The 17,616-nt window shown below is 72.7% G+C and carries 23 protein-coding genes; 7 read left to right on the plus strand and 16 right to left on the minus strand.

The features are described 5' to 3' along the window. Positions 1 to 21 precede the first annotated feature (21 nt). Genes C569_RS0109410 through C569_RS0109420 form a run of 3 tightly spaced genes read right to left on the minus strand, consistent with a single transcriptional unit; the run spans position 22 to position 2,229 of the window. Positions 22 to 771, minus strand: a complete 750-nt coding sequence (locus C569_RS0109410) for a LamB/YcsF family protein (RefSeq protein WP_018785536.1) — start codon at positions 769 to 771, stop codon at positions 22 to 24. Continuing rightward, positions 755 to 1,618, minus strand: coding sequence for a biotin-dependent carboxyltransferase family protein (locus tag C569_RS0109415; RefSeq protein WP_018785537.1), 864 nt, complete (start codon positions 1,616 to 1,618; stop codon positions 755 to 757). Before C569_RS0109415 ends, C569_RS0109410 begins: the two co-directional genes overlap by 17 nt. Further along, positions 1,615 to 2,229 (minus strand): allophanate hydrolase subunit 1, encoded by a 615-nt coding sequence (locus C569_RS0109420; RefSeq protein ID WP_018785538.1) that lies wholly within the window; start codon positions 2,227 to 2,229, stop codon positions 1,615 to 1,617. Before C569_RS0109420 ends, C569_RS0109415 begins: the two co-directional genes overlap by 4 nt. 75 nt (positions 2,230 to 2,304) lie before the next feature. Here C569_RS0109420 and C569_RS0109425 point away from each other — a divergent pair, with 75 nt between their 5' ends. Continuing rightward, positions 2,305 to 2,982 (plus strand): hemolysin III family protein, encoded by a 678-nt coding sequence (locus C569_RS0109425; protein ID WP_018785539.1) that lies wholly within the window; start codon positions 2,305 to 2,307, stop codon positions 2,980 to 2,982. Positions 2,983 to 3,088: 106 nt separating this feature from the next. Here the strand turns inward: C569_RS0109425 and C569_RS0109430 are convergent, their stop codons facing one another. Continuing rightward, positions 3,089 to 3,379: a DUF6458 family protein gene (locus C569_RS0109430; RefSeq protein ID WP_018785540.1), complete on the minus strand. Its 291-nt coding sequence runs from the start codon at positions 3,377 to 3,379 to the stop codon at positions 3,089 to 3,091. Between the two features lie 117 nt (positions 3,380 to 3,496). Between C569_RS0109430 and C569_RS0109435 the strand changes: the two genes are divergently transcribed. Beyond that, complete coding sequence (locus C569_RS0109435) at positions 3,497 to 4,033, plus strand: histidine phosphatase family protein (protein WP_018785541.1); 537 nt, start codon at positions 3,497 to 3,499, stop codon at positions 4,031 to 4,033. 10 nt (positions 4,034 to 4,043) lie between these two features. On the opposite strand, the gene C569_RS0109440 is transcribed toward C569_RS0109435, so the two are convergent. Beyond that, positions 4,044 to 4,451 (minus strand): helix-turn-helix domain-containing protein, encoded by a 408-nt coding sequence (locus C569_RS0109440; protein WP_018785542.1) that lies wholly within the window; start codon positions 4,449 to 4,451, stop codon positions 4,044 to 4,046. Positions 4,452 to 4,587: 136 nt separating this feature from the next. On the opposite strand from C569_RS0109440, the gene C569_RS0109445 reads away from it, so the two are divergent. After that, positions 4,588 to 5,454, plus strand: coding sequence for an aldo/keto reductase family oxidoreductase (locus C569_RS0109445; RefSeq protein ID WP_018785543.1), 867 nt, complete (start codon positions 4,588 to 4,590; stop codon positions 5,452 to 5,454). A 9-nt stretch (positions 5,455 to 5,463) separates the two neighbouring features. Here C569_RS0109445 and C569_RS0109450 read toward each other — a convergent pair whose 3' ends face one another. From C569_RS0109450 to C569_RS0109465, 4 genes are all read right to left on the minus strand, one after another. Next, positions 5,464 to 5,733, minus strand: a complete 270-nt coding sequence (locus C569_RS0109450; protein ID WP_013283345.1) for a DUF6458 family protein — start codon at positions 5,731 to 5,733, stop codon at positions 5,464 to 5,466. Positions 5,734 to 5,919: 186 nt separating this feature from the next. Further along, positions 5,920 to 7,776, minus strand: a complete 1,857-nt coding sequence (locus tag C569_RS0109455; RefSeq protein WP_018785544.1) for an acyl-CoA dehydrogenase — start codon at positions 7,774 to 7,776, stop codon at positions 5,920 to 5,922. 120 nt (positions 7,777 to 7,896) lie between these two features. After that, entirely contained in the window at positions 7,897 to 9,021 is a 1,125-nt protein-coding gene (locus C569_RS0109460) for a PP2C family protein-serine/threonine phosphatase (RefSeq protein WP_018785545.1), read from the minus strand. 68 nt (positions 9,022 to 9,089) lie between these two features. Beyond that, positions 9,090 to 9,722 carry a septal ring lytic transglycosylase RlpA family protein gene (locus C569_RS0109465; RefSeq protein ID WP_026267904.1) on the minus strand — a complete coding sequence of 211 codons (633 nt, stop codon included), beginning with the start codon at positions 9,720 to 9,722 and terminating at the stop codon, positions 9,090 to 9,092. A 160-nt stretch (positions 9,723 to 9,882) separates the two neighbouring features. Here C569_RS0109465 and C569_RS0109470 point away from each other — a divergent pair, with 160 nt between their 5' ends. Further along, positions 9,883 to 10,431: a phosphoribosyltransferase family protein gene (locus tag C569_RS0109470; RefSeq protein ID WP_018785547.1), complete on the plus strand. Its 549-nt coding sequence runs from the start codon at positions 9,883 to 9,885 to the stop codon at positions 10,429 to 10,431. A gap of 40 nt (positions 10,432 to 10,471) precedes the next feature. Next, positions 10,472 to 10,885 carry an ASCH domain-containing protein gene (locus C569_RS0109475; protein ID WP_018785548.1) on the plus strand — a complete coding sequence of 138 codons (414 nt, stop codon included), beginning with the start codon at positions 10,472 to 10,474 and terminating at the stop codon, positions 10,883 to 10,885. Here C569_RS0109475 and C569_RS0109480 read toward each other — a convergent pair. Genes C569_RS0109480 through C569_RS0109495 form a run of 4 tightly spaced genes read right to left on the minus strand, consistent with a single transcriptional unit; the run spans position 10,882 to position 14,310 of the window. Next, complete coding sequence (locus C569_RS0109480) at positions 10,882 to 11,793, minus strand: LLM class flavin-dependent oxidoreductase (protein WP_026267905.1); 912 nt, start codon at positions 11,791 to 11,793, stop codon at positions 10,882 to 10,884. The genes C569_RS0109475 and C569_RS0109480 overlap by 4 nt on opposite strands. Positions 11,794 to 11,813: 20 nt before the next feature. After that, entirely contained in the window at positions 11,814 to 12,821 is a 1,008-nt protein-coding gene (locus C569_RS29965) for a protein phosphatase 2C domain-containing protein (RefSeq protein WP_051090463.1), read from the minus strand. Beyond that, on the minus strand, positions 12,818 to 13,384 hold the full coding sequence (locus C569_RS0109490) for an NUDIX hydrolase (RefSeq protein WP_018785551.1): 567 nt from the start codon (positions 13,382 to 13,384) through the stop codon (positions 12,818 to 12,820). The genes C569_RS29965 and C569_RS0109490 overlap by 4 nt, the downstream gene beginning before the upstream one ends. 32 nt (positions 13,385 to 13,416) lie before the next feature. Beyond that, complete coding sequence (locus tag C569_RS0109495) at positions 13,417 to 14,310, minus strand: LysR substrate-binding domain-containing protein (RefSeq protein ID WP_018785552.1); 894 nt, start codon at positions 14,308 to 14,310, stop codon at positions 13,417 to 13,419. Positions 14,311 to 14,397: 87 nt separating this feature from the next. Here C569_RS0109495 and C569_RS0109500 point away from each other — a divergent pair, with 87 nt between their 5' ends. Beyond that, positions 14,398 to 14,793 (plus strand): VOC family protein, encoded by a 396-nt coding sequence (locus tag C569_RS0109500; protein ID WP_018785553.1) that lies wholly within the window; start codon positions 14,398 to 14,400, stop codon positions 14,791 to 14,793. A 9-nt stretch (positions 14,794 to 14,802) separates the two neighbouring features. Beyond that, a complete protein-coding gene (locus tag C569_RS0109505; protein WP_018785554.1) occupies positions 14,803 to 15,354 on the plus strand; it encodes a GNAT family N-acetyltransferase in 552 nt (183 codons plus the stop codon). On the opposite strand, the gene C569_RS0109510 is transcribed toward C569_RS0109505, so the two are convergent. From C569_RS0109510 to C569_RS0109520, 3 genes are all read right to left on the minus strand, one after another. Then, the gene (locus tag C569_RS0109510; protein WP_018785555.1) at positions 15,333 to 15,542 is read right to left on the minus strand and encodes a hypothetical protein; all 210 of its coding nucleotides are present in this window, start codon (positions 15,540 to 15,542) and stop codon (positions 15,333 to 15,335) included. The two genes, C569_RS0109505 and C569_RS0109510, sit on opposite strands and share 22 nt — an antisense overlap. Before the next feature lie 89 nt (positions 15,543 to 15,631). Beyond that, entirely contained in the window at positions 15,632 to 16,588 is a 957-nt protein-coding gene (locus tag C569_RS0109515; protein WP_051090468.1) for an alpha/beta hydrolase, read from the minus strand. Positions 16,589 to 16,682: 94 nt separating this feature from the next. Beyond that, positions 16,683 to 17,528 carry a helix-turn-helix domain-containing protein gene (locus C569_RS0109520; protein ID WP_026267908.1) on the minus strand — a complete coding sequence of 282 codons (846 nt, stop codon included), beginning with the start codon at positions 17,526 to 17,528 and terminating at the stop codon, positions 16,683 to 16,685. Positions 17,529 to 17,616 lie beyond the last annotated feature (88 nt).

Raw genomic sequence — 17,616 nt, forward strand, 5'->3', positions numbered from 1 at the left:
CGTTAAGAGGGGGCCCTTCCTTCACGCGAACGGAGTGGGTGTGACCCCCGCGTCGATGAGCGCGGCCCGCACGAGCTCCGCGCACCGCACCGCGCCCGGGGTGTCACCGTGCAGGCAGATCGACTCGACCGGGGCGGGGATCACCGTCCCGTCCACGGCGACCAGCGTCCGCTCGACGGCCATCCGTACCGCCCGGACGGCCACCTGTTCCGGGTCGGTCACCAACGCGTCCGGTGAGCTGCGCGGCACCAGCGTGCCGTTGGGGAGGTAGTTGCGGTCGGCGAACCCCTCGGCCACCACCCGCAGGCCGGCACCGGCCGCGAGCTGGGCCAGCACGGTGCCGGGCTGGCAGAGCACCGGCAGCTCGTGGTCGTATCCGCTGATCGCCGCCACCAGCGCGGCGGCCTGCGATTCGTCGCGGGCCGCCGCGTGGTAGAGCGCACCGTGCGGTTTGAGGTAGCGGACCCGGGTGCGGTACAGGCGGCAGAACGCGTCGAGCGCCCCGAGCTGGTAGATCGTCTCGTCGCGCAGCTCGGCGAAGTCGTACGCGATGTGCCGCCGGCCGAAGCCGGCGAGGTCCCGGTAGCCGACCTGCGCGCCCACGGCCACGCCGCGTTCGGCGGCGCCGGCGCAGACCCGGTGCATGGTGGCCGCGTCGCCGGCGTGGAAGCCGCAGGCGACGTTCGCGGAGCTGATCAGGTCGAGCAGGGCGTGGTCGTCGCCCAGCCGCCAGCTTCCGAATCCCTCGCCCAGGTCAGCGTTGAGGTCCATGGAACGTCACCGTAGTGCCTGGCCGGGCCTGGGCGAGCGCTGTCACGTCGTCCACCACCCCGATGACCGGGTACCCGCCGGTGGTGGGGTGGTCGGCCAGGAACACCAGCGGCCGGCCGTCCGGCGGCACCTGCACCGCGCCGAGCACCAGGCCCTCGCTGGGCAGTTCGCCGGCCACCGCGCGGGTCACCGCCGCGCCGGCCAGCCGCGCGCCGACCCGGTTGCTGGCCGGGCTCACCGTGTACGCGCCGCGGCACAGCAGGTCCAGTGCCTCGGGGGTGAACCAGTCCTGCCGAGGGCCGGGGCGCACGGTGAGCCGAAGTTCGTCCGGGAGCGGTCGCATGACGGCGAGGTCGACCGGGGCGGGTGGGCCGGCCGGGGTGCCGAGGGGCAGCCGGTCGCCGTCGCGCAGTGGCGGCGGTCCGAGGCCGGAGAGCGTGTCGGTGGCGCGGCTGCCGAGCACCGGCTCGACGGCGATCCCGCCGCTGACCGCGAGCCAGGTCCGCACCCCGGCGCGGGCCGGTCCGACGCGCAGCACCGCCCCGGCGGGCAGCGCCAGCGGCCGTCCCACGTCCCCCGGGCGGCTCTGCGCGGTCCCGGCCCGCCAGAGCACGTCGGCCGGGGCGCCGGTGAGGGCGACAGCCACCGCCCGGGTGACGCGCAGTACGCAGCCGGTCATGGTGATCTCCAGCCCGGCGGCGCGCTCGTCGTTGCCGACGAGCCGGTTGGCCAGGCGCAGGGCGGCCGGGTCGAGGGCGCCGGAGCGGGGTACGCCGAGGTGCGCCCACCCGGGCCGGCCCTGGTCCTGCACGGTGGTGAGCGCCCCGGCCCGCAGCACCTCGATCACGGCGCGTCGACCAGCCGGACGCGGGTGCCGGGGGTGAGCCGGGCGGGCGGGTCGGCGTGCACGTCGAACAGTGGCAGGTCGGTTCGGCCGACGAGCAGCCAGCCACCGGGTGACGCGGTGGGGTAGATGCCCGCGTACGGGCCGGCGAGCGCGACCGAGCCGGCCGGCACCCGGGTACGCGGCGTGGCGAGCCGGGGCACCGACAGCTCGGGCGGCAGCCCGGTCAGGTACGCGAACCCGGGCGCGAACCCGCAGAACGCGACCCGGAACTCGGTGCGCCGCAGCCGGTCGACGACTGCGGGAACGTCGACGTGCCAGTGGTCGGCGACCAGCGGAAGGTCGGCACCGTCGTACACGACGGGTACCCGGGTCTCGCCGCCGGTCGTGCCGGACGTGGTGGTCCGGGGGCGCCAGCGGGCCAGCCGCGCGGCGGCCGCGTCGGGGTCCGGTACGCCGTCGAGCAGCACGGTGACCGCGCCGGGGACGATCTCGGTGGCGGTCAGCTCGCCCGCCTCGCGCCGGTGCCACAGTTCGGCCCGCCACGCCTGTGCCTGCTCCGGGTCGTCGCAGTCGAGCAGCAGGGCGTGTGCCCCGACCGGCCGGATCCGCATCCGGTCATCCTTTCGCCGGCTGACGTGACGGTCCACACTACTTGCAAGTAACCTACGGCGTCGTAACCTATTGAGGTGACGACCTCCGCACCGTTCCGGCTCCGGCCGGCCGACATCGGGAAGCCGCGCATGCGCGGCTGGCTACACGCGTACGCGTTCTTCGCCGCTCTCGTCTGCGGCATCGTGCTGTGTTCGATCGCCGCCAGTCGTCCCGGCTGGGCTCCGCTGGTGAGCTGCCTGATCTACAGCTTCACCGTGTGCGGGCTGTTCGGCACCAGCGCGCTCTACCACCGGCGGGTCTGGTCCGAACGCGGCTATCAGATCATGCGCCGGATGGACCACTCGATGATCTTCGTGTTCATCGCCGGTACCTACACACCGTTCTGCGCCCTCCTGCTGGACGACCGGCAGGCCACGATCATGCTGAGCCTGGTCTGGGGCGGCGCGATCGCGGGCGTGGCGGTCAAGTTGATCTGGCCGCACGCGCCACGCTGGGTCTCCGCCCCGCTCTACCTGGCGCTCGGCTGGGTCGCGGTGGCCATGCTGCCGCAGATCCTGCACGCCGGTGGCGTCACCGCGCTGGTGCTGCTGAGTGTGGGCGGCGCGATCTACAGCGTGGGCGCGGTGTTCTACGCGCTGCGCCGGCCGAACCCGTGGCCCACCGTCTTCGGGCACCACGAGTTCTTCCACGCCTGCACGCTCGTCGCCGCGATCTGCCACCACATCGCGATCTACTTCGCGTTGTTCGCCTGAGCCGCGACGGCCGCACCGGCCGCGCCGCACCTCGGACCGCGTCGCGCCGGACCGCGGACATGCGCGAGGGCCCCGCGCCGTTGCGGGGCCCTCGGGTCCTCGGGGGTCAGGCCGGGTAGCCCGAGCCCGGGCGGCGCACCTCGCGGTACTCCTCGCGCACGACGCGGTCGTCGCGCACCGGCACCACCGGCTCGGCAACCACCTGCTCGCGCACCGGGGCGGCCACGACCCGGCGACGGCTGTTCCAGAAGTAGAGCGTGGTGAGCAGGCCGGCGACACCGGCGAGCATGAGCACCCAGCCCACCACGTCGAGGTTCAGCCATCCCAGGTTGGCGTCGACGGCGAACGCGAAGATCGCGCCGAGCGCGATGAGGAAAATGCTGGCACCGATGCCCATGACGTCGCCTCCTTGGCGTCCTGCTGGCGTTTCCTGCCCGCCGCGGCCATGGATGAGGTAGCGGCACCCATCGACATACCCAGGCGCTTTGATCGCCAATCAGGCAAGCTGGGCGGTATGACGGACGGCAGGAACGGGCAGCGGACGCTGGTGCTGCTGCGGCACGCCAAGGCCGAGCAGCCCGCGGGCGGCCGGGACGCGGAGCGGTCGCTCACCGCGCGGGGTCACGCCGACGCGGCGTCGGCCGGCGCCTGGCTGGCCCGGCGGGGGCTGCTCCCCGACGTGGTGCTCTGCTCGCCGGCCCGGCGCACCCGGCAGACCTGGCACGACGTGGCGATGGGCATGACCGGCTCGCCGCCGGAGGGCGGCCCGGCGGGTCCGGTCCCGGCCGTGCGCTACGAGGCAGCCGCGTACGACGCACACCCGGACCAGTTGCTGGACCTCGTGCGAACGGTCGAGCCGACCGCCGGCACCGTGCTGCTCGTGGCGCACAACCCGGGGGTCTCGCTGCTCTCGACGCTGCTCGACCCGCAGCGGGCCGACCCGGACGGGCTACGTACCACCGATCTCGTGGTGCACCGGCCGACGACCCGGTGGGCCGAGCTGGCCCCCGGCGGCGCGCCGCTCACCGCCCGCCACACCGCCCGCGCCTGACCGGTACGACTCAGACCCGGCTGTCGTAGGCCGCCCGGCTGGTGAGCACCTCGTCCATGTGCGTCTCGGCCCAGTCCTTCAAGCCCTGGATCGTCTTGAGCAGCGAGAGCCCGAGTGCGGTCAGCTCGTAGGTGACGGTCACGGGCACTGTCGGCTCGACGGTGCGGGTGACCAGGCCGTCGCGTTCCAGGGCGCGCAGCGTCTGGGTGAGCATCTTCTGGCTGACGCCCGCGAGCGTGCGGGACAGCTCCGAATATCGCATCGGGCGCGGGACGCCTGCGCAGTCGGCGCCGAACCGGTGCGAGCCGTCTGTGCGCAGCGCGGCCAGCACCAGTGTGACCCACTTGTCGGCGATCCGGTCGAGCAGTTGCCGGCTGGGGCACCGGGCCAGGAACGCGTCGTACTCCGCCTTGCTCATTGCCTGCTCCTGTCGCCCGGTGAGTTACGCACTTTCAGGTGCCTACTTCCCGACAAAAAGCTACACCCCGATAGTGGAGGTCGGCACCGCGACCCGGCGGTGCCACGAACGACGACGAGAGCCAAGAGGTACACACATGGCCCGCACCACCCTTCCCGGCGGCACCTGGACGCTTGGCGACCTGACCGTCACCCGGTTCGGCTACGGCGCGATGCAACTCGCGGGCCCCTGGGTCATGGGAGCGCCCGCCGACCACGACGGCGCCCTGGCGGTGCTACGCGAGACGGTCGCGCTCGGCATCACCCACATCGACACCAGCGCGGCGTACGGGCCGTACGTCACCAACCGGCTGATCCGGGAGGCGCTGCACCCGTACCCGGAGTCGCTGCACGTCGTCACGAAGGTCGGCGCGGACCGGGACGAGCAGGGCGGCTGGCCCACGGCCCGGGATGCCCAGAGCCTGCGCCGGCAGGTCCGGGAGAACCTGGAGACGCTCGGCGTGGACGCGCTCGGCCTGGTCAACCTACGGCTCGGTGACGCCACGGGCCCGCAGCCCGGGTCGCTCGCCGAGGCGCTGGAAACGCTCGCCGCGCTCCAGCAGGAGGGTATGATCCGCCACCTGGGCCTGAGCAACGTGACGCCGGAGCAGGTGGCCGAGGCGCGGAGGATCGCGCCGATCGTCTGCGTCCAGAACCGGTACAACCTGGCCTACCGCGGTGACGACGACCTGATCGACGAGCTGGCCGGGCAGGGTGTCGCCTACGTGCCGTTCTTCCCGCTCGGCGGCTTCACGCCGTTGCAGTCCTCGGCGTTGTCGGCGGTGGCCGAACGCCTGAGGGCGACGCCGATGGGCGTCGCCCTGGCCTGGCTGCTGCGGCGCTCGCCGAACATCCTGCTGATCCCCGGCACGAAGTCCGTCGCGCACCTGCACGAGAACGTCGCCGGAGCGGGGCTGGCCCTCTCCGGCGACGACCTCGCCGAGCTGGACCGGATCGGGCGCTGAGCCTCGGCGTCAGGACGGCGGAGCCGTCGGCGGAGGCGGGTCGGGCGGCGGCGGCATCATCGCGGTCGGATGCGAGAGCCGGTTCTCCTCCACGATGAGTGTGCGGGCCCGCTTGCGGCGGTCCTGCCAGAACCACAGCGTGGTCAGCAGGACGCCCAGCCCGGCCAGGATGAACACCCAGCCGACCGCGCGCAGGTCGATCCACCAGACGTTGGCCCGGATGGCGAAGGTCATGATCGCGCCGAGCGCGATGAGAAAGATGGCGCTACCAATGCCCATGTGCGCTGCACTCCCCCGTGCGATGGCCGTGGGCGTACTCCGGTCGTGGTCCGCGACGGTTACCCGCCACCGGGCCGCCTATCCACCCCGGGGCGTACGCACGACGACGGCCGGCGGGCTGGTGCCCGCCGGCCGTCGTCATGAGGGGGAGAGTGACGTTTCAGGGGTGAAAGCCCCCGGAAGGGCTCAGAAAGCCTCCTCCGGGAGGTCCATGATCTCCAGGTCGGCGCCCTCGATGATCCGCCGGTCGGCGCCGATGCGGGGCAGCACCTCGCGGGCGAAGAACCGGGCGGCGGCGACCTTGCCGGTGTAGAAGGACCTGTCGGCCGCGGAGACCTCGCCGGCCAGCGCCTTCAGCGCCACGTCCGCCTGCTTCTGCAGGAGCCAGCCGACCACCAGGTCGCCGATCGCCAGCAGGAAGCGGCGGCTGCCCAGGCCGACCTTGTAGAGCGCGCGGGTGTCGCCGCCCTGGGCCTCGCCCAGCCAGCCGGTCATCACGCCGAGGATGTTCTGGATCTCGGCGAGCGCCTTGCCGAGCGCCTGACGCTCCTCCTTGAGCTGGCCGTTGCCGGCCTCGGAGGCGATGTGCTCCTGGATCTCGGCGGCGACCGCCATCAGGGCCTTGCCGTTGTCCCGGACGATCTTCCGGAAGATCAGGTCGAGGCTCTGGATCGCGGTGGTGCCCTCGTACAGGGTGTCGATCTTGGCGTCCCGGACGTACTGCTCCAGCGGGTAGTCCTGGAGGAAGCCGGAGCCGCCGTAGGTCTGGAGCGACTCGTGGCCGAGCAGCTCGTACGCCCGCTCCGAGCCGACACCCTTGACCAGCGGCAGGAGCAGGTCGTTGACGCGCTTGGCCAGCTTGGTGGCCTTCTCGTCACCGGCCGCCTCGGCGACCGCGACCTTGTCCTGCCAGCTCGCGGTGTAGCAGACCAGCGCGCGCAGGCCCTCGGCGTACGACTTCTGCAGCAGCAGCGAGCGACGCACGTCCGGGTGGTGGGTGACGGTCACCCGCGGGGCGGTCTTGTCCGCCATCTGGGTCAGGTCGGCGCCCTGCACCCGGTTCTTGGCGTACTCCAGCGCGTTCAGGTAGCCGGTGGAGAGCGTGGCGATCGCCTTGGTGCCGACCATCATCCGGGCGTACTCGATGATCATGAACATCTGGCGGATGCCGTCGTGCTTCTCGCCCAGCAGCCAGCCCTTGGCCGGTACGCCGTGCTCGCCGAAGGTCACCTCGCAGGTGTTCGAGACCTTCAGGCCCATCTTGTGCTCGACGTTCGTGGCGTAGACGCCGTTGCGCTCGCCCAGCTCGCCGGTCTCGGCGTCGAAGTGGTACTTCGGCACGACGAACAGCGACAGGCCCTTGGTGCCCGGGCCGCCCACACCCTCGACGCCGACCGGGCGGGCCAGCACGTAGTGCACGATGTTGTCGCTCAGATCGTGCTCACCGGAGGTGATGAAGCGCTTCACGCCCTCGATGTGCCACGAGCCGTCCGGCTGCTGGATCGCCCGGGTACGGCCGGCGCCCACGTCGGAGCCGGCGTCCGGCTCGGTGAGGACCATGGTCGAGCCCCACTGCTTCTCGATGAACAGCCGGGCCCACTTCTTCTGCTCCTCGGTGCCCTCGACGTGCAGCACGTGCGCGAAGGACGGGCCGGAGGCGTACATCCAGACCGGGGCGTTGGCGCCGAGCACCAGCTCGGCGAGCGACCACCACAGGGCGCGCGGGGCGTTGGTGCCGCCCAGGGCCTCCGGCAGGTCCAGGCGCCAGAACTCGGAGTCCATGAACGCCTTGTACGACTTCTTGAACGACTCCGGCAGCGGCGCGGTGTGCGTCGCCGGGTCGAAGACCGGCGGGTTGCGGTCGCTGTCCGAGTAGCTGGCAGCCAGGTCCTCGCGAGCGAGGCGGTCGACCTCGGAGAGGAAACTGCGGGCGGTGTCGACGTCCAGGTCGGTGTACGGCGCCTGGCCGAACGTCCGGTCCGCCCCGAAGACCTCGAACAGGTTGAACTCGAGGTCCCGCACGTTGCTCTTGTAGTGGGTCATGCTCGCTGGCCCCGCTTCCCGGACAGGTGTTACCGATCAGTAACTCCAGACTGTATTACTCACCGGTAGGCAACGACAAGCCGATCTCGGAAGTGACAGCGATTACACACTTCCCGTTCATCAGTCGGCGGCGCCGACCTCCCAGCTCGGAACCGGGGAGGCGGTGGTGCTGCGCGGGCCGACGTACTCCATCAGGACCAGCGCGATGTCGTCGTCGAGCCGGCCGTGCACCCACTCGACAAGGGCCGTCTCCAACGAGGCCAGCCCGTCCGCGACGGTGCCGTGGCCGAGCAGCCGCCAGGCCCGGTCCGCGGTGGGGAAGAACTCGCCGTCCCGGCGCGCCTCGCCCAGCCCGTCGGTGAACAGCAGCAGCCGGTCGCCCGGTTCCAGCCGTTCCACCCGGGGCCGGACGACGGGCATGAAACCGAGCGGCGGCGCGGGCGCGGGCGGCTCCAGCGGGATCACCGCGCCCCGGCGTAGCAGCAACGGCGGCGGGTGCCCGCAGTTGACGATGGTGAGCGTGCCGCCGCGCTCCTCGACCAACGCCGCGGTGACGAAGTCCTCGTCGCCGACGTTGCGGGCCACCGCGCGGTCCAGGTCGGTCACCACCGCGCGCAGGTCGGCCCGCTCGTACGCGACGTGCCGGTAGGAGCCGAGCACGATGCTGGCCAGGCGGACCGCGTCCAGCCCCTTGCCCCGCACGTCACCGATGATCATCCGCACGCCGTACGGGGTGTCCATCACCTCGTACAGGTCGCCGCCGATCTCGGCCGTGGCGGTGGAGGAGATGTACCGCGCGGCCACCGCGAGCGTGCCGACCTGCGGGCCGAGCGGTCGCAACACCGCCTGCTGAGCGACCGAGGCGAGCCGGGACAGTTCCGCGATCCGGTCCGCCTGACGCTGGCGGATCGCCGCCGTGGCACCCGCGATCGCGGTCGCCGCCCCGACGGCTGTCACGTTGACCACAGTCACCAGCGGACTGCCCCGCTCGGCGACGGCGAAGCCGACACCGATGGCGGTGGCCAGGCCGCCGACCGCGAGCACCACCCGCCAGGACGCCAGCGCCGCCGCGAGGAACGGCGCGACCACCATCAGCGCGATGTAGTGCGCCGGGCGGCCGTCCGCCAGCTCCACCGCGACCACGATCGCGAGCAGCGCGAGGGCCGCGCCGAGACCGGCGCGGGATCCGGGACTCAGCGGGCCTCGGCCCGGCTGGAAGGGTTGCGTGCGTACATCGGACAGCATGCCTGATGGACGGGAACGGGAGAATGAACCTGGCCCGTCGGTCGTGGAAGTTCTGCCCGAGTGGCCGGTCAGCCGAGCACCTCGTACCGGACGTTCACGTGGCCGAGGCCGGTCGCGGCGATGGTCGCGAACGCGGCGCGGGACAGGTCCAGGCACCGGCCCTCGATGAACGGGCCACGGTCGTTGATCCGCACCACCACCGACTTGCCGTTGTCCGGGTTGGTGACCCGGACCTTGGTGTTGAACGGCAGCGTCTTGTGCGCCGCGGTGAGCGCGTTCGGGTCGAACGTCTCGCCGTTCGCCGTCATCTGGCCCTCGGCGTAGAAGGAGGCGCCGCAGGAGCCGCTGTCCACGACCTTCGGGCTGCTCGTCTTCTTCGCCGTCGGGGAGGGAAAGGCGGTCCGCGCCTTGCTCCGCGAGGCCGCCTGGGTGCGGCTCGCCTTCGGGCTCGCAGTGGCCTTCGGCGACGGGATGAGGCTCGCGCTCGGCGAGGCCGACGCGGTCGGCGAGGGGGCGGCCGACGTGGCGGCGGGCGTGCTGGGCGGCGTCTGGACCGCGACCGGCCCGGCGGGCGGCTCGGCGGAGGTGAGCCGCACGGCGCCGACGGTACCGCCGACCGCGAGCGCCACACCGACCGCCGCGGTCGCGGCGATGGCGGCGGGCGAGGAGAACCTGCGGGTACGAAGGTGCCTAGCAGCCACCGGCCCGGTCCTTTCGTCAACTGAACAAACCGGCCCGGACCGTAACGAGAGAAGCACTTCCGAAGTCAACGTGATCATGGTGCTATGGCCGCATTTACCCTGGTACGTGTAGCCGATCACGCCACACTCGATCGGCCGAACGGCCCACCGATCCGTCAGGATGGAAACCGTGCTGAGTCGTCGCCTGGTCGAGCTGTTCGGGTGGATCGACCCCGGCCCGGGCAGCACCCACCTGGTCAGCGACATCTCCGGCTGGTGGCGTGACCCCCAGGTGCTGGCCCAGGTCGGACCGGCGGTGGCCGGGCTGTTCCCCGAGGATCACCCGAGTGTCGTGATCGCTCCCGAGGTGACCGGGCTGCTGCTCGGCCCGCTGGTCGCGGTCGCCGCCGGGGCCGGCTTCCTGCCCGCGTACAAGGACGGTGGCGAACGACGCCGGGTCGGGCCGACGCGCTGGGCGCAGACACCCCCCGACCACCGGGGACAGCGGCTGCGGATCGGCGTGGACGGCCGGCGGCTGCGCCCCGGCGACCGGGTGCTGCTGGTCGACGACTGGGTCGACACCGGCGCGCAGCTCGACGCGCTGTGCCGGGTCGTCCGGGACGCCGGGGCCGACCTGATCGGCACCGCCGCGCTCGTCGCGACCTGCCCGCCCGAGGTCGCCGAGCGGCTGAGGCTGCGCGCCCTGGTCACCGGCGCCGACCTGCCGTGAGGCCGCCGGCGGGAGCGGAGCGTGCCGTAGCGTCGGCGGCATGTGGCCCCGCATCGGTGGATTGCGCGCACTCGCCCTCGGCACGCCCGGCGAGCTGCGTACCCGGCTCAACACCCTCGTCCTCTCCGGTCTGAAGACCGCCACCGCCGGTCTCGTGCAGGAGTACGACCAGGAGGGCGAGGAACTGGAGTACGTCGGCGAGCGGCTGGTGCTGGTCGACGACAACGACGGGTTCGTCGGCGTCGTCGAGGTGACAGGCGTCGAGGTGGTGCGCTTCGCCGACGTGCCGTGGGACTTCGCCCGCGCCGAGGGCGAGGGCGACCGCTCGATCGAGGAGTGGCGCGAGGGCCACGACGCCTACTGGGCCCGGCAGGGCACGCCGGTCACCGACGACACCCGGATCGTCTGCCTCCGGTTCCGGCTGGTCTCCACCGAGGGCAGCGTCGGCACCTAACCCGCCCGGCGCAGCTCCGGCAGCAGCGCCGCCGCCTCCACCAGCACCGCCTCGTCGCCCGCGTACCAGCTGCTGGCCCGGGGCCAGTGCGTCACCACGTCGGTGAAGCCCAGCCGGGCCGCCCGGGCCACCTGCTCGGCGAGGAAATCGGCGCTGGTCAACGAGAACACCGGCGCCGAGTCCAGCGACAGGTAGCGGTCGAGCGTCACCGGGTCACGGCCGGCCTCCTCCAGCGTCCGCGTCATCCGGTCCGACAGCTCCGCCACCGTGCCCCACCACGCCTCGACGTCGTCGCCACCGAGCCCGGTGGTGACCCAGCCCTGCCCGAACCGGGCGACCAGCCGCATCGAGCGCGGACCGTTCGCGGCCATCACGAACGGCACCCGCGGCTGCTGGACGCACCCCGGGTTGTTGCGCGCGTCCACGGCGGTGAACCACTCCCCGCGCCAGGTCGTGCCGTCCTCCCGCAGGATCGCGTCGAGCAGCTCGGTGAACTCGGCGAACCGGTCCACGCGCCGCCGGGGCGGCAGCGTCTCGCCGCCGAGCACCGCCGAGTCGAAGCCGATGCCGCCCGCGCCGAGACCGAGCAGCACCCGGCCCTCCGACACGTCGTCCAGCGCGGTCACCTGCCGGGCGAACGCCGCCGGGTGCCGGAAGTTCGGCGAGGCCACGAGCGTCCCGAGCTGCACCCGGGACGTCACGCCGGCCGCCGCGGTGAGCGTCGTCCACGAGTCGAACCACGGCCCGTCGACCAGGTCACGCCAGCCCAGGTGGTCGTAGGTCCAGGCGTGGTCGAAGCCCCACTCGTCCACCTGGGCCCACCGCCGACGTGCTTCCGACCAGCGCTGGTCGGGCAGGATCACGATGCCGATTCGCATGATCGCCAGGGTACGACCCGGGCCGGACATGCCGGCCCGGGTCGCGAGGATCACGCCGCCACGTCGGCGACCACGCACGCGATGTTGTCCGGCGCGCCGGCCGCGTACGCCAGCTCGACCAGGCGCCCGACGGCGTTCTCCGGATCGTCCGCCTCCGCCAGCGCGGCGTGCAGCGCGCCCGGCTCCACCACTGCGGAGAGACCGTCGGAGCAGAGCAGGTAGCGGTCGCCGGGCAGCGCGGTCCGCAGCGCCAGATCCGCCTCCACCTCCGCACCCGCGCCGAGCGCCCGGGCCAGCAGTGCCCGCTGCGGATGCGCCCCGGCCTCGGCCGGTGTGAGCCGCCCCTGGTCGACGAGCGTCTGCACGTACGTGTGGTCCCGGGTGAGCCGGGACAGCTCGCCGCCGCGCAGCAGGTACGCCCGGCTGTCCCCGACGTGCACCAGGGCGAGCCGGCTGCCGCGCCGCACCAGCGCGGTGAGCGTGGTGGCCGGCTGGTCCGCGTCGGTGGCGTGCGCGCGTACCGCCCGGTCGGCCCGGGTCACCGCGTCGGCCAGCGCGGCGAGCAGGTCGCCCCGCGACCCGTCCCCCTGTTCCAGCGGCCGCAGCGCCTCCACCGCCGCAGCGCTCGCCGTGGACCCGGCCGGACCGCGTACGCCGTCGGCGACCGCGAGCAGCGCCGCGCTCGCGTACGCGGTGTCCTCGTTGGAAGCACGGACCGTCCCGGTCTCGCAGCGCGTCGCGTACCGGAAGGTGGTCTCGGACATGGTGGTGCCCCTCTCGCTGAGCCTGTCGACGAGGAGCGCGACGGCCCGGCCGCGCGCCGCGGTGTCCGCGCTGACCTGCCGCCACCAGGCGTCGAGCGCCTCGGCGGCGGCAGCGGGCGGCAGGCCGCAGACGGTACGGATCTCGGCCAGCGGCATCCCGGCCCGGCGCAGCCCGGCGATCAACCGCGCCCGGTCCCGCTGCTCCGGCGCGTAGTAGCGGTAACCCGAGTGCGGGTCCACCGCGGCCGGGGGCAGCACCGACCACGCTGGGCCTTGCCGCAGGGGACGGGTCAAGGCGTCGTCGCCGCCAGTTTGGTAAGCATCCGCCCCAGATGCGGCTCTACCGTGCCGGCCGGGGCGTCGTCCACCTCACCCGGCGTCCACCAGCGGATGCCGGCGAACTCCACCGGATCGGGCGTGAACCGCTGGTCACGGCGGCCGGACAGCACGTACCAGAGACTCACGTCGGTGTGCCGCTGCTCCGGCGGGCCGACCGTCTCGGTGACGGTGAGGAGCGCCGGGCGCTCGCCGAACGGCGGCGCGAAGACCGCCGTCACGCCCAACTCCTCCCGCAGCTCGCGCCGCACCGTGTCGGCCGGGTGCTCACCCGGCTCGACGTGACCGCCGCTGGGCAGCCACATACCCGCGAGGCGGTGGTCGACGAGCAGCACCGCGCCGTCGGCCGGATCGCGGAGCAGGAAGTACGCGACCAGATGCGGCGACGGCGTACGCGGCTTGGCCCGGCGGAAGATGTCCTCCGTGCCGGCCAGCCAGGCCAGTGCGGCCTCCCGGTGCCGCGCCTCCAGATCGTCCCCCGGTGGCAGTTCCTCGACCAGCGCCCGAACCTCGTCCCGCATCCCGCCGATGCTGCCATCCGGGTACGACGGGATCAGTCCTCCGGCAGCGGGTTGGCGTCGGCCGCCGCGCGGACGAACTCACGTACCCGGGACGTGGTGTTCCCGGCCGGCCACACCGGACCGCGACAGATCGGCGGCGCGTCGTGGATCGGCACGTAGGCCACGTCCGGGCGGGCGTAGAACCGGCGGGTCTGCTCGCCCACCGGCAGCACCCCGCGCCGCAGCGCGACCAGTGCCAGCATCTCGGAGAAACTGCCGCCCACCGGGCCCAGCGGCACCGGGCGGCCGGACGGGGTGCGGTCAGGCGTGCGGTCCTGCTTGAACGCGGTCGAGGTCACCGCCGGATACTGCACCACCGGATGGTCGCCGAGCACCTCCAGCGACACCGACTCCTCCGCCGCGAGCGGATGGCCCGCGGCCACCGCGAGCACCCGGCGCTCGCGCATCAGCACCGGGCCGTTCGCCATGCCGTCGAAGGGGTACGAGGCGATCAGCACGTCGATCGTGCCGTCCCGCAGGCTCGACCGGGTGCCGGCCAGCGGCGCCTCGTGCACGTGCACCTCGCAGTCCGGGTGGCGCTCGGTGAACAGGGAGACCGCCCGCAGCAGCAACGGCGCTGTCGACTCACCGACGTACGCCACCCGCAGCTCGCCGGTGAGCCCGCGCCCGGCGTCCACGGCCCGCTGGACCGCCGCCTCGATGCCGGCCACCAGCGGGCGCATCTCCTCGGCCAGGCGGGCACCGATCGGGGTGAGCCGGACGACCCTGCTGGTGCGCTCGAACAGCGGCGCACCGATGCGACGTTCCAGCTTGCGAACCACGTGGCTGACCCGGCCGGTGCTCACCCGCAGCCGCTCGGCGGTCCGCCCGAAGTGCAGCTCCTCGGCCAGGGTCAGGAACGTCTCGATCTCGTACCGCTCCAGCACCGGGCACCTCCGTCGTTGCCTGCGGGTCAACGATCGTAGTCCGGTCCGGGCTTGGTCCGGACGGCGTGCCGGACCAGGGTTGACGGCATGCAGAACGATCTCGTGACGGTGACCGGTTTCGACCACCTCGTCCTCTCGGTGAGCGACGTCGAGCGCTCCCTCGACTTCTACTGCGGCACGCTCGGGCTGGCCCCGGTGCGGGTCGACAGGTGGCAGGCCGAAGAGGTGCCGTTCCCGTCCGTACGCGTCGACGCCGGCACCATCATCGACCTGGTACGGGGCGAGGCGGGCGGCTCCAACGTGGACCACTTCTGCCTGGTGGTGGAGCCGGTCGACTGGCAGCGGGTGGTCGACTCCGGCGCGTTCACCGTGCTGACCGGCCCGGTACCGCGCTTCGGCGCACGGGGCACCGCCACCTCGATCTACGTCAGCGACCCGGACGGCAACACAATCGAACTGCGCTGCTATCCGGCCGACGCCTAACCTGGCCCGATGCCGGAGCTGGAGCGACTCGCCGCCCACCACGCACCCGCCCTGTTGCGGTTCGAACGGGAGAACCGGGCGTACTTCGCCCGGTACGTCCCCGACCGGGGCGACGACTTCTTCACCGGGTACGCCGCCCGGCACGCCGCCCTGCTGGACGAGCAGGAGCGCGGCACCTGCCACTTCCACGTGCTGGTCGGCGACCACGGCGCCGTGCTCGGGCGGTTCAACCTGGTCGACGTGGCGAACGGTAGCGCCGAGCTGGGCTACCGGGTGGCCGAACGCGCCGCCGGGCGCGGGCTCGCTCAAGAAGGCGTACGGCGCGTCTGCGAACTGGCCCGCACCGAGTACGGGCTGCGCCGGCTGGTGGCCTCGGCGGCGCTGGCGAACCCGGCCTCACTGGCCGTGCTCCGGCGTACCGGTTTCGTGCTCGACGGCGCGGTGCCCGGCGGATCGGTGCCCGGCGGATCGGTGCCCGGCGGCTTGGTGGATCTGGACGGGGAGCCCGGCCTGCGGCACGTGCTCGACCTCCGCGCACCCTACGCGGCAGCGTCCCCGTAGGCGGGCGCGCCGGCCGGCTCGTACGTCAGTTGCAGCGTGCCGTGGGCGTGGGTGACCGACTCGGTGAGCCGCAGCGCGCTCGGCACCGTCCCCTCGCCGAACAGACGCTTGCCGGTACCGAGCCCGCGTCCTTCGACCGGCTGCCCGAGACGTTGGACCCGGCGGCCAAGCAGGCGATAGCTGACCACCTCGACACGCGAACCTGCCCGCTCCGGCGCAGTGGGCGAGCCGGAACCCCTGATCCGCCGGTGCGGCCCTGCCCGAGGGCCGCCCGGCTTCACGGCGCCGGATGAAGGTGGCTGCGGAGGAAGGCGACTGTCTCGCGGCGCGCCGGCCGGGCGGCAGGCACCAGACCAGGAGTGCTCAGGAACGTGTGAGTGGCCCTCGGGTAGCAGGTCAGGCGAACGTCGGTGCCGTCCTCGCGAAGCCGTTCGACATAGCGGCTTCCCTGATCGGCCAGCGGATCCAGTGCGGCGATGACGACCAGTGTCGGTGGCAGTCCGGCGAGGTTGTCGAACTTGACCGGTGACACACTGCGCGGGTCGAGAGTGGGCGGCACGGCCAACTTGCGGGTCGCGCGTAGCCGGGACACCGGCAGGGTGGGGTTGTCGGCGTTCTCCGTGATCGAGGGGTACTCGGTCATGCTCTCCGTCCAGTCCGTGCCCGGGTAGATCAGAGCCTGTGCACGCAGCGGCGGGCCGTCCTTGCGGGCACGCAAGGCGATGAGTCCGGCGATCGTGCCACCGGCGCTCTCGCCCACGACCGCGACGGCTGCCGGATCGATGTTCCACTGCGCGGCGTCGTCGACGAGCCGGACGACCGTGTCGTAGCCGTCGTCGACCGGCCGGGGCAGCGGGTGCTCCGGGGCGAGGCGGTACTCCACCGAGACGACCACCGCCGGGCACCGGGCCGCGAGGTGGCTGTTGAGCCAGTCGTTCTGCGCAGCGGTCCCTGCGAAGAAACCTCCGCCGTGGAACGAGACGACCAGCGGCAGCCTCCGGCCGGTGTCCTTGGGGCGGTGCACCCGCAGCGTCAGACGGCGACCCGGAAGATCGATGAAGGTTTCCTCGATGCGTACGCCGCGGTCCGGGAAACCGGTGATGATCCGTGCGGCACGAGACGACACAACGCGGTTGGCCTCCTCGCGCGCGGCGATCACCTGATCGTCGGTCAGAGCCTCCCAGTCCAGCGAATCCTTCAGGATCCGGGTGCCCAGTGGAGCTTTGCCTCTCATGGTGTCCTCCGGCATGCAGACGCTGTGGACTCACTGTCACAGCCGGTGCGTGCCGGTGGATTGAACGAATGTCAAGGGCTCCCTCGGTCCGGCGTCAGGGTCGGCCGGGCCAGGCGACGTCGTCGACGGCGAGGAACGGTGCGCTCGCCACTGTCGCGGGCGTCGCTCCGGTGAACGCCATGACGTCTCGGTGAAGGTGGGACTGGTCGGCGTAACCGCTGTCCGCCGCCACCGTGGCGGCGCTGTGACCCGCGGCGAGACGATGGGCCGCCCGATCGAACCGGATGAGCTGGGCGGCCCGCTTGGGGGTGAGACCGATCTGGGACCGGAACCGGGCCCACAGCCGCTTACGACTCCATCCGACCTCGGTCGCCAACCGCTCGACCCGCACCTGTCCCCCGCCGGCCACCATCCGCCTCCAGCAGAAGGCGACCTCCGCATCGACCGCGCGCCCCGCGTCGTGACGTCGGGCCAGCGCCGCCTCGGCTATCACGAACCGGGCGTCCCAGGAGCGGGCGGCGCGCAGCCGCTCCTGGATTCGCGCGGCGTCCCGCCCCCAGAGGTCGTCGAGGGTTGTCACGGCTCCGCTCAGCTCCCCCGTGGCGCCCAGGACCGCGTGCGCGATCACGGGCGACAGCCGCACCTGGAGGCAGGCGAAGCTTCCGGCCTGACCCCGTCCGCGCGCACCAGGGGGCGGCGCGAGTCCCGCGGTGACACAGCCTCGCTGTTGCCGTCCAGCGCCGTCGTCGACGACGAGCGGCTGATCGCCGAAGTCGAAGAGCATCATGATTGCGGGGTGCGGCACGACCTCGACCTCGACCGGGGCGTCAGCCCGGTCGCTGAAACCCGCCATGGTGACTCCCGCCAGCCGGCTTGGTCGTGCGGGGACCGCGATGTCCCAGGCGGGCGAACCGACGCGCACCGGGTCGGTAGGTCGCACGTCACGATGGTACGTGTCGCTCTCCAGCGGGTCGGTCAGTCATCGTCCCGAGGCGTCCGGGGCTGGCCGCCTCGGTCGTTCACTTTCG

Origin of the sequence: Micromonospora sp. CNB394, assembly GCF_000374985.1 — a bacterium.
Classification (GTDB): Bacteria; Actinomycetota; Actinomycetes; order Mycobacteriales; family Micromonosporaceae; genus Micromonospora; species Micromonospora marina.

Coding starts and splice junctions, on each gene's coding strand:
- C569_RS0109410 (WP_018785536.1), bottom strand. CDS start 771: ATGGACCTCAACGCTGACCTGGGCGAGGGATTCGGAAGCTGGCGGCTG.
- C569_RS0109420 (WP_018785538.1), bottom strand. CDS start 2,229: ATGCGGATCCGGCCGGTCGGGGCACACGCCCTGCTGCTCGACTGCGAC.
- C569_RS0109430 (WP_018785540.1), bottom strand. CDS start 3,379: ATGGGCATCGGTGCCAGCATTTTCCTCATCGCGCTCGGCGCGATCTTC.
- C569_RS0109435 (WP_018785541.1), top strand. CDS start 3,497: ATGACGGACGGCAGGAACGGGCAGCGGACGCTGGTGCTGCTGCGGCAC.
- C569_RS0109440 (WP_018785542.1), bottom strand. CDS start 4,451: ATGAGCAAGGCGGAGTACGACGCGTTCCTGGCCCGGTGCCCCAGCCGG.
- C569_RS0109445 (WP_018785543.1), top strand. CDS start 4,588: ATGGCCCGCACCACCCTTCCCGGCGGCACCTGGACGCTTGGCGACCTG.
- C569_RS0109450 (WP_013283345.1), bottom strand. CDS start 5,733: ATGGGCATTGGTAGCGCCATCTTTCTCATCGCGCTCGGCGCGATCATG.
- C569_RS0109455 (WP_018785544.1), bottom strand. CDS start 7,776: ATGACCCACTACAAGAGCAACGTGCGGGACCTCGAGTTCAACCTGTTC.
- C569_RS0109460 (WP_018785545.1), bottom strand. CDS start 9,021: ATGCTGTCCGATGTACGCACGCAACCCTTCCAGCCGGGCCGAGGCCCG.
- C569_RS0109470 (WP_018785547.1), top strand. CDS start 9,883: ATGGAAACCGTGCTGAGTCGTCGCCTGGTCGAGCTGTTCGGGTGGATC.
- C569_RS0109475 (WP_018785548.1), top strand. CDS start 10,472: ATGTGGCCCCGCATCGGTGGATTGCGCGCACTCGCCCTCGGCACGCCC.
- C569_RS0109480 (WP_026267905.1), bottom strand. CDS start 11,793: ATGTCCGGCCCGGGTCGTACCCTGGCGATCATGCGAATCGGCATCGTG.
- C569_RS0109490 (WP_018785551.1), bottom strand. CDS start 13,384: ATGCGGGACGAGGTTCGGGCGCTGGTCGAGGAACTGCCACCGGGGGAC.
- C569_RS0109500 (WP_018785553.1), top strand. CDS start 14,398: ATGCAGAACGATCTCGTGACGGTGACCGGTTTCGACCACCTCGTCCTC.
- C569_RS0109505 (WP_018785554.1), top strand. CDS start 14,803: ATGCCGGAGCTGGAGCGACTCGCCGCCCACCACGCACCCGCCCTGTTG.
- C569_RS0109515 (WP_051090468.1), bottom strand. CDS start 16,588: ATGAGAGGCAAAGCTCCACTGGGCACCCGGATCCTGAAGGATTCGCTG.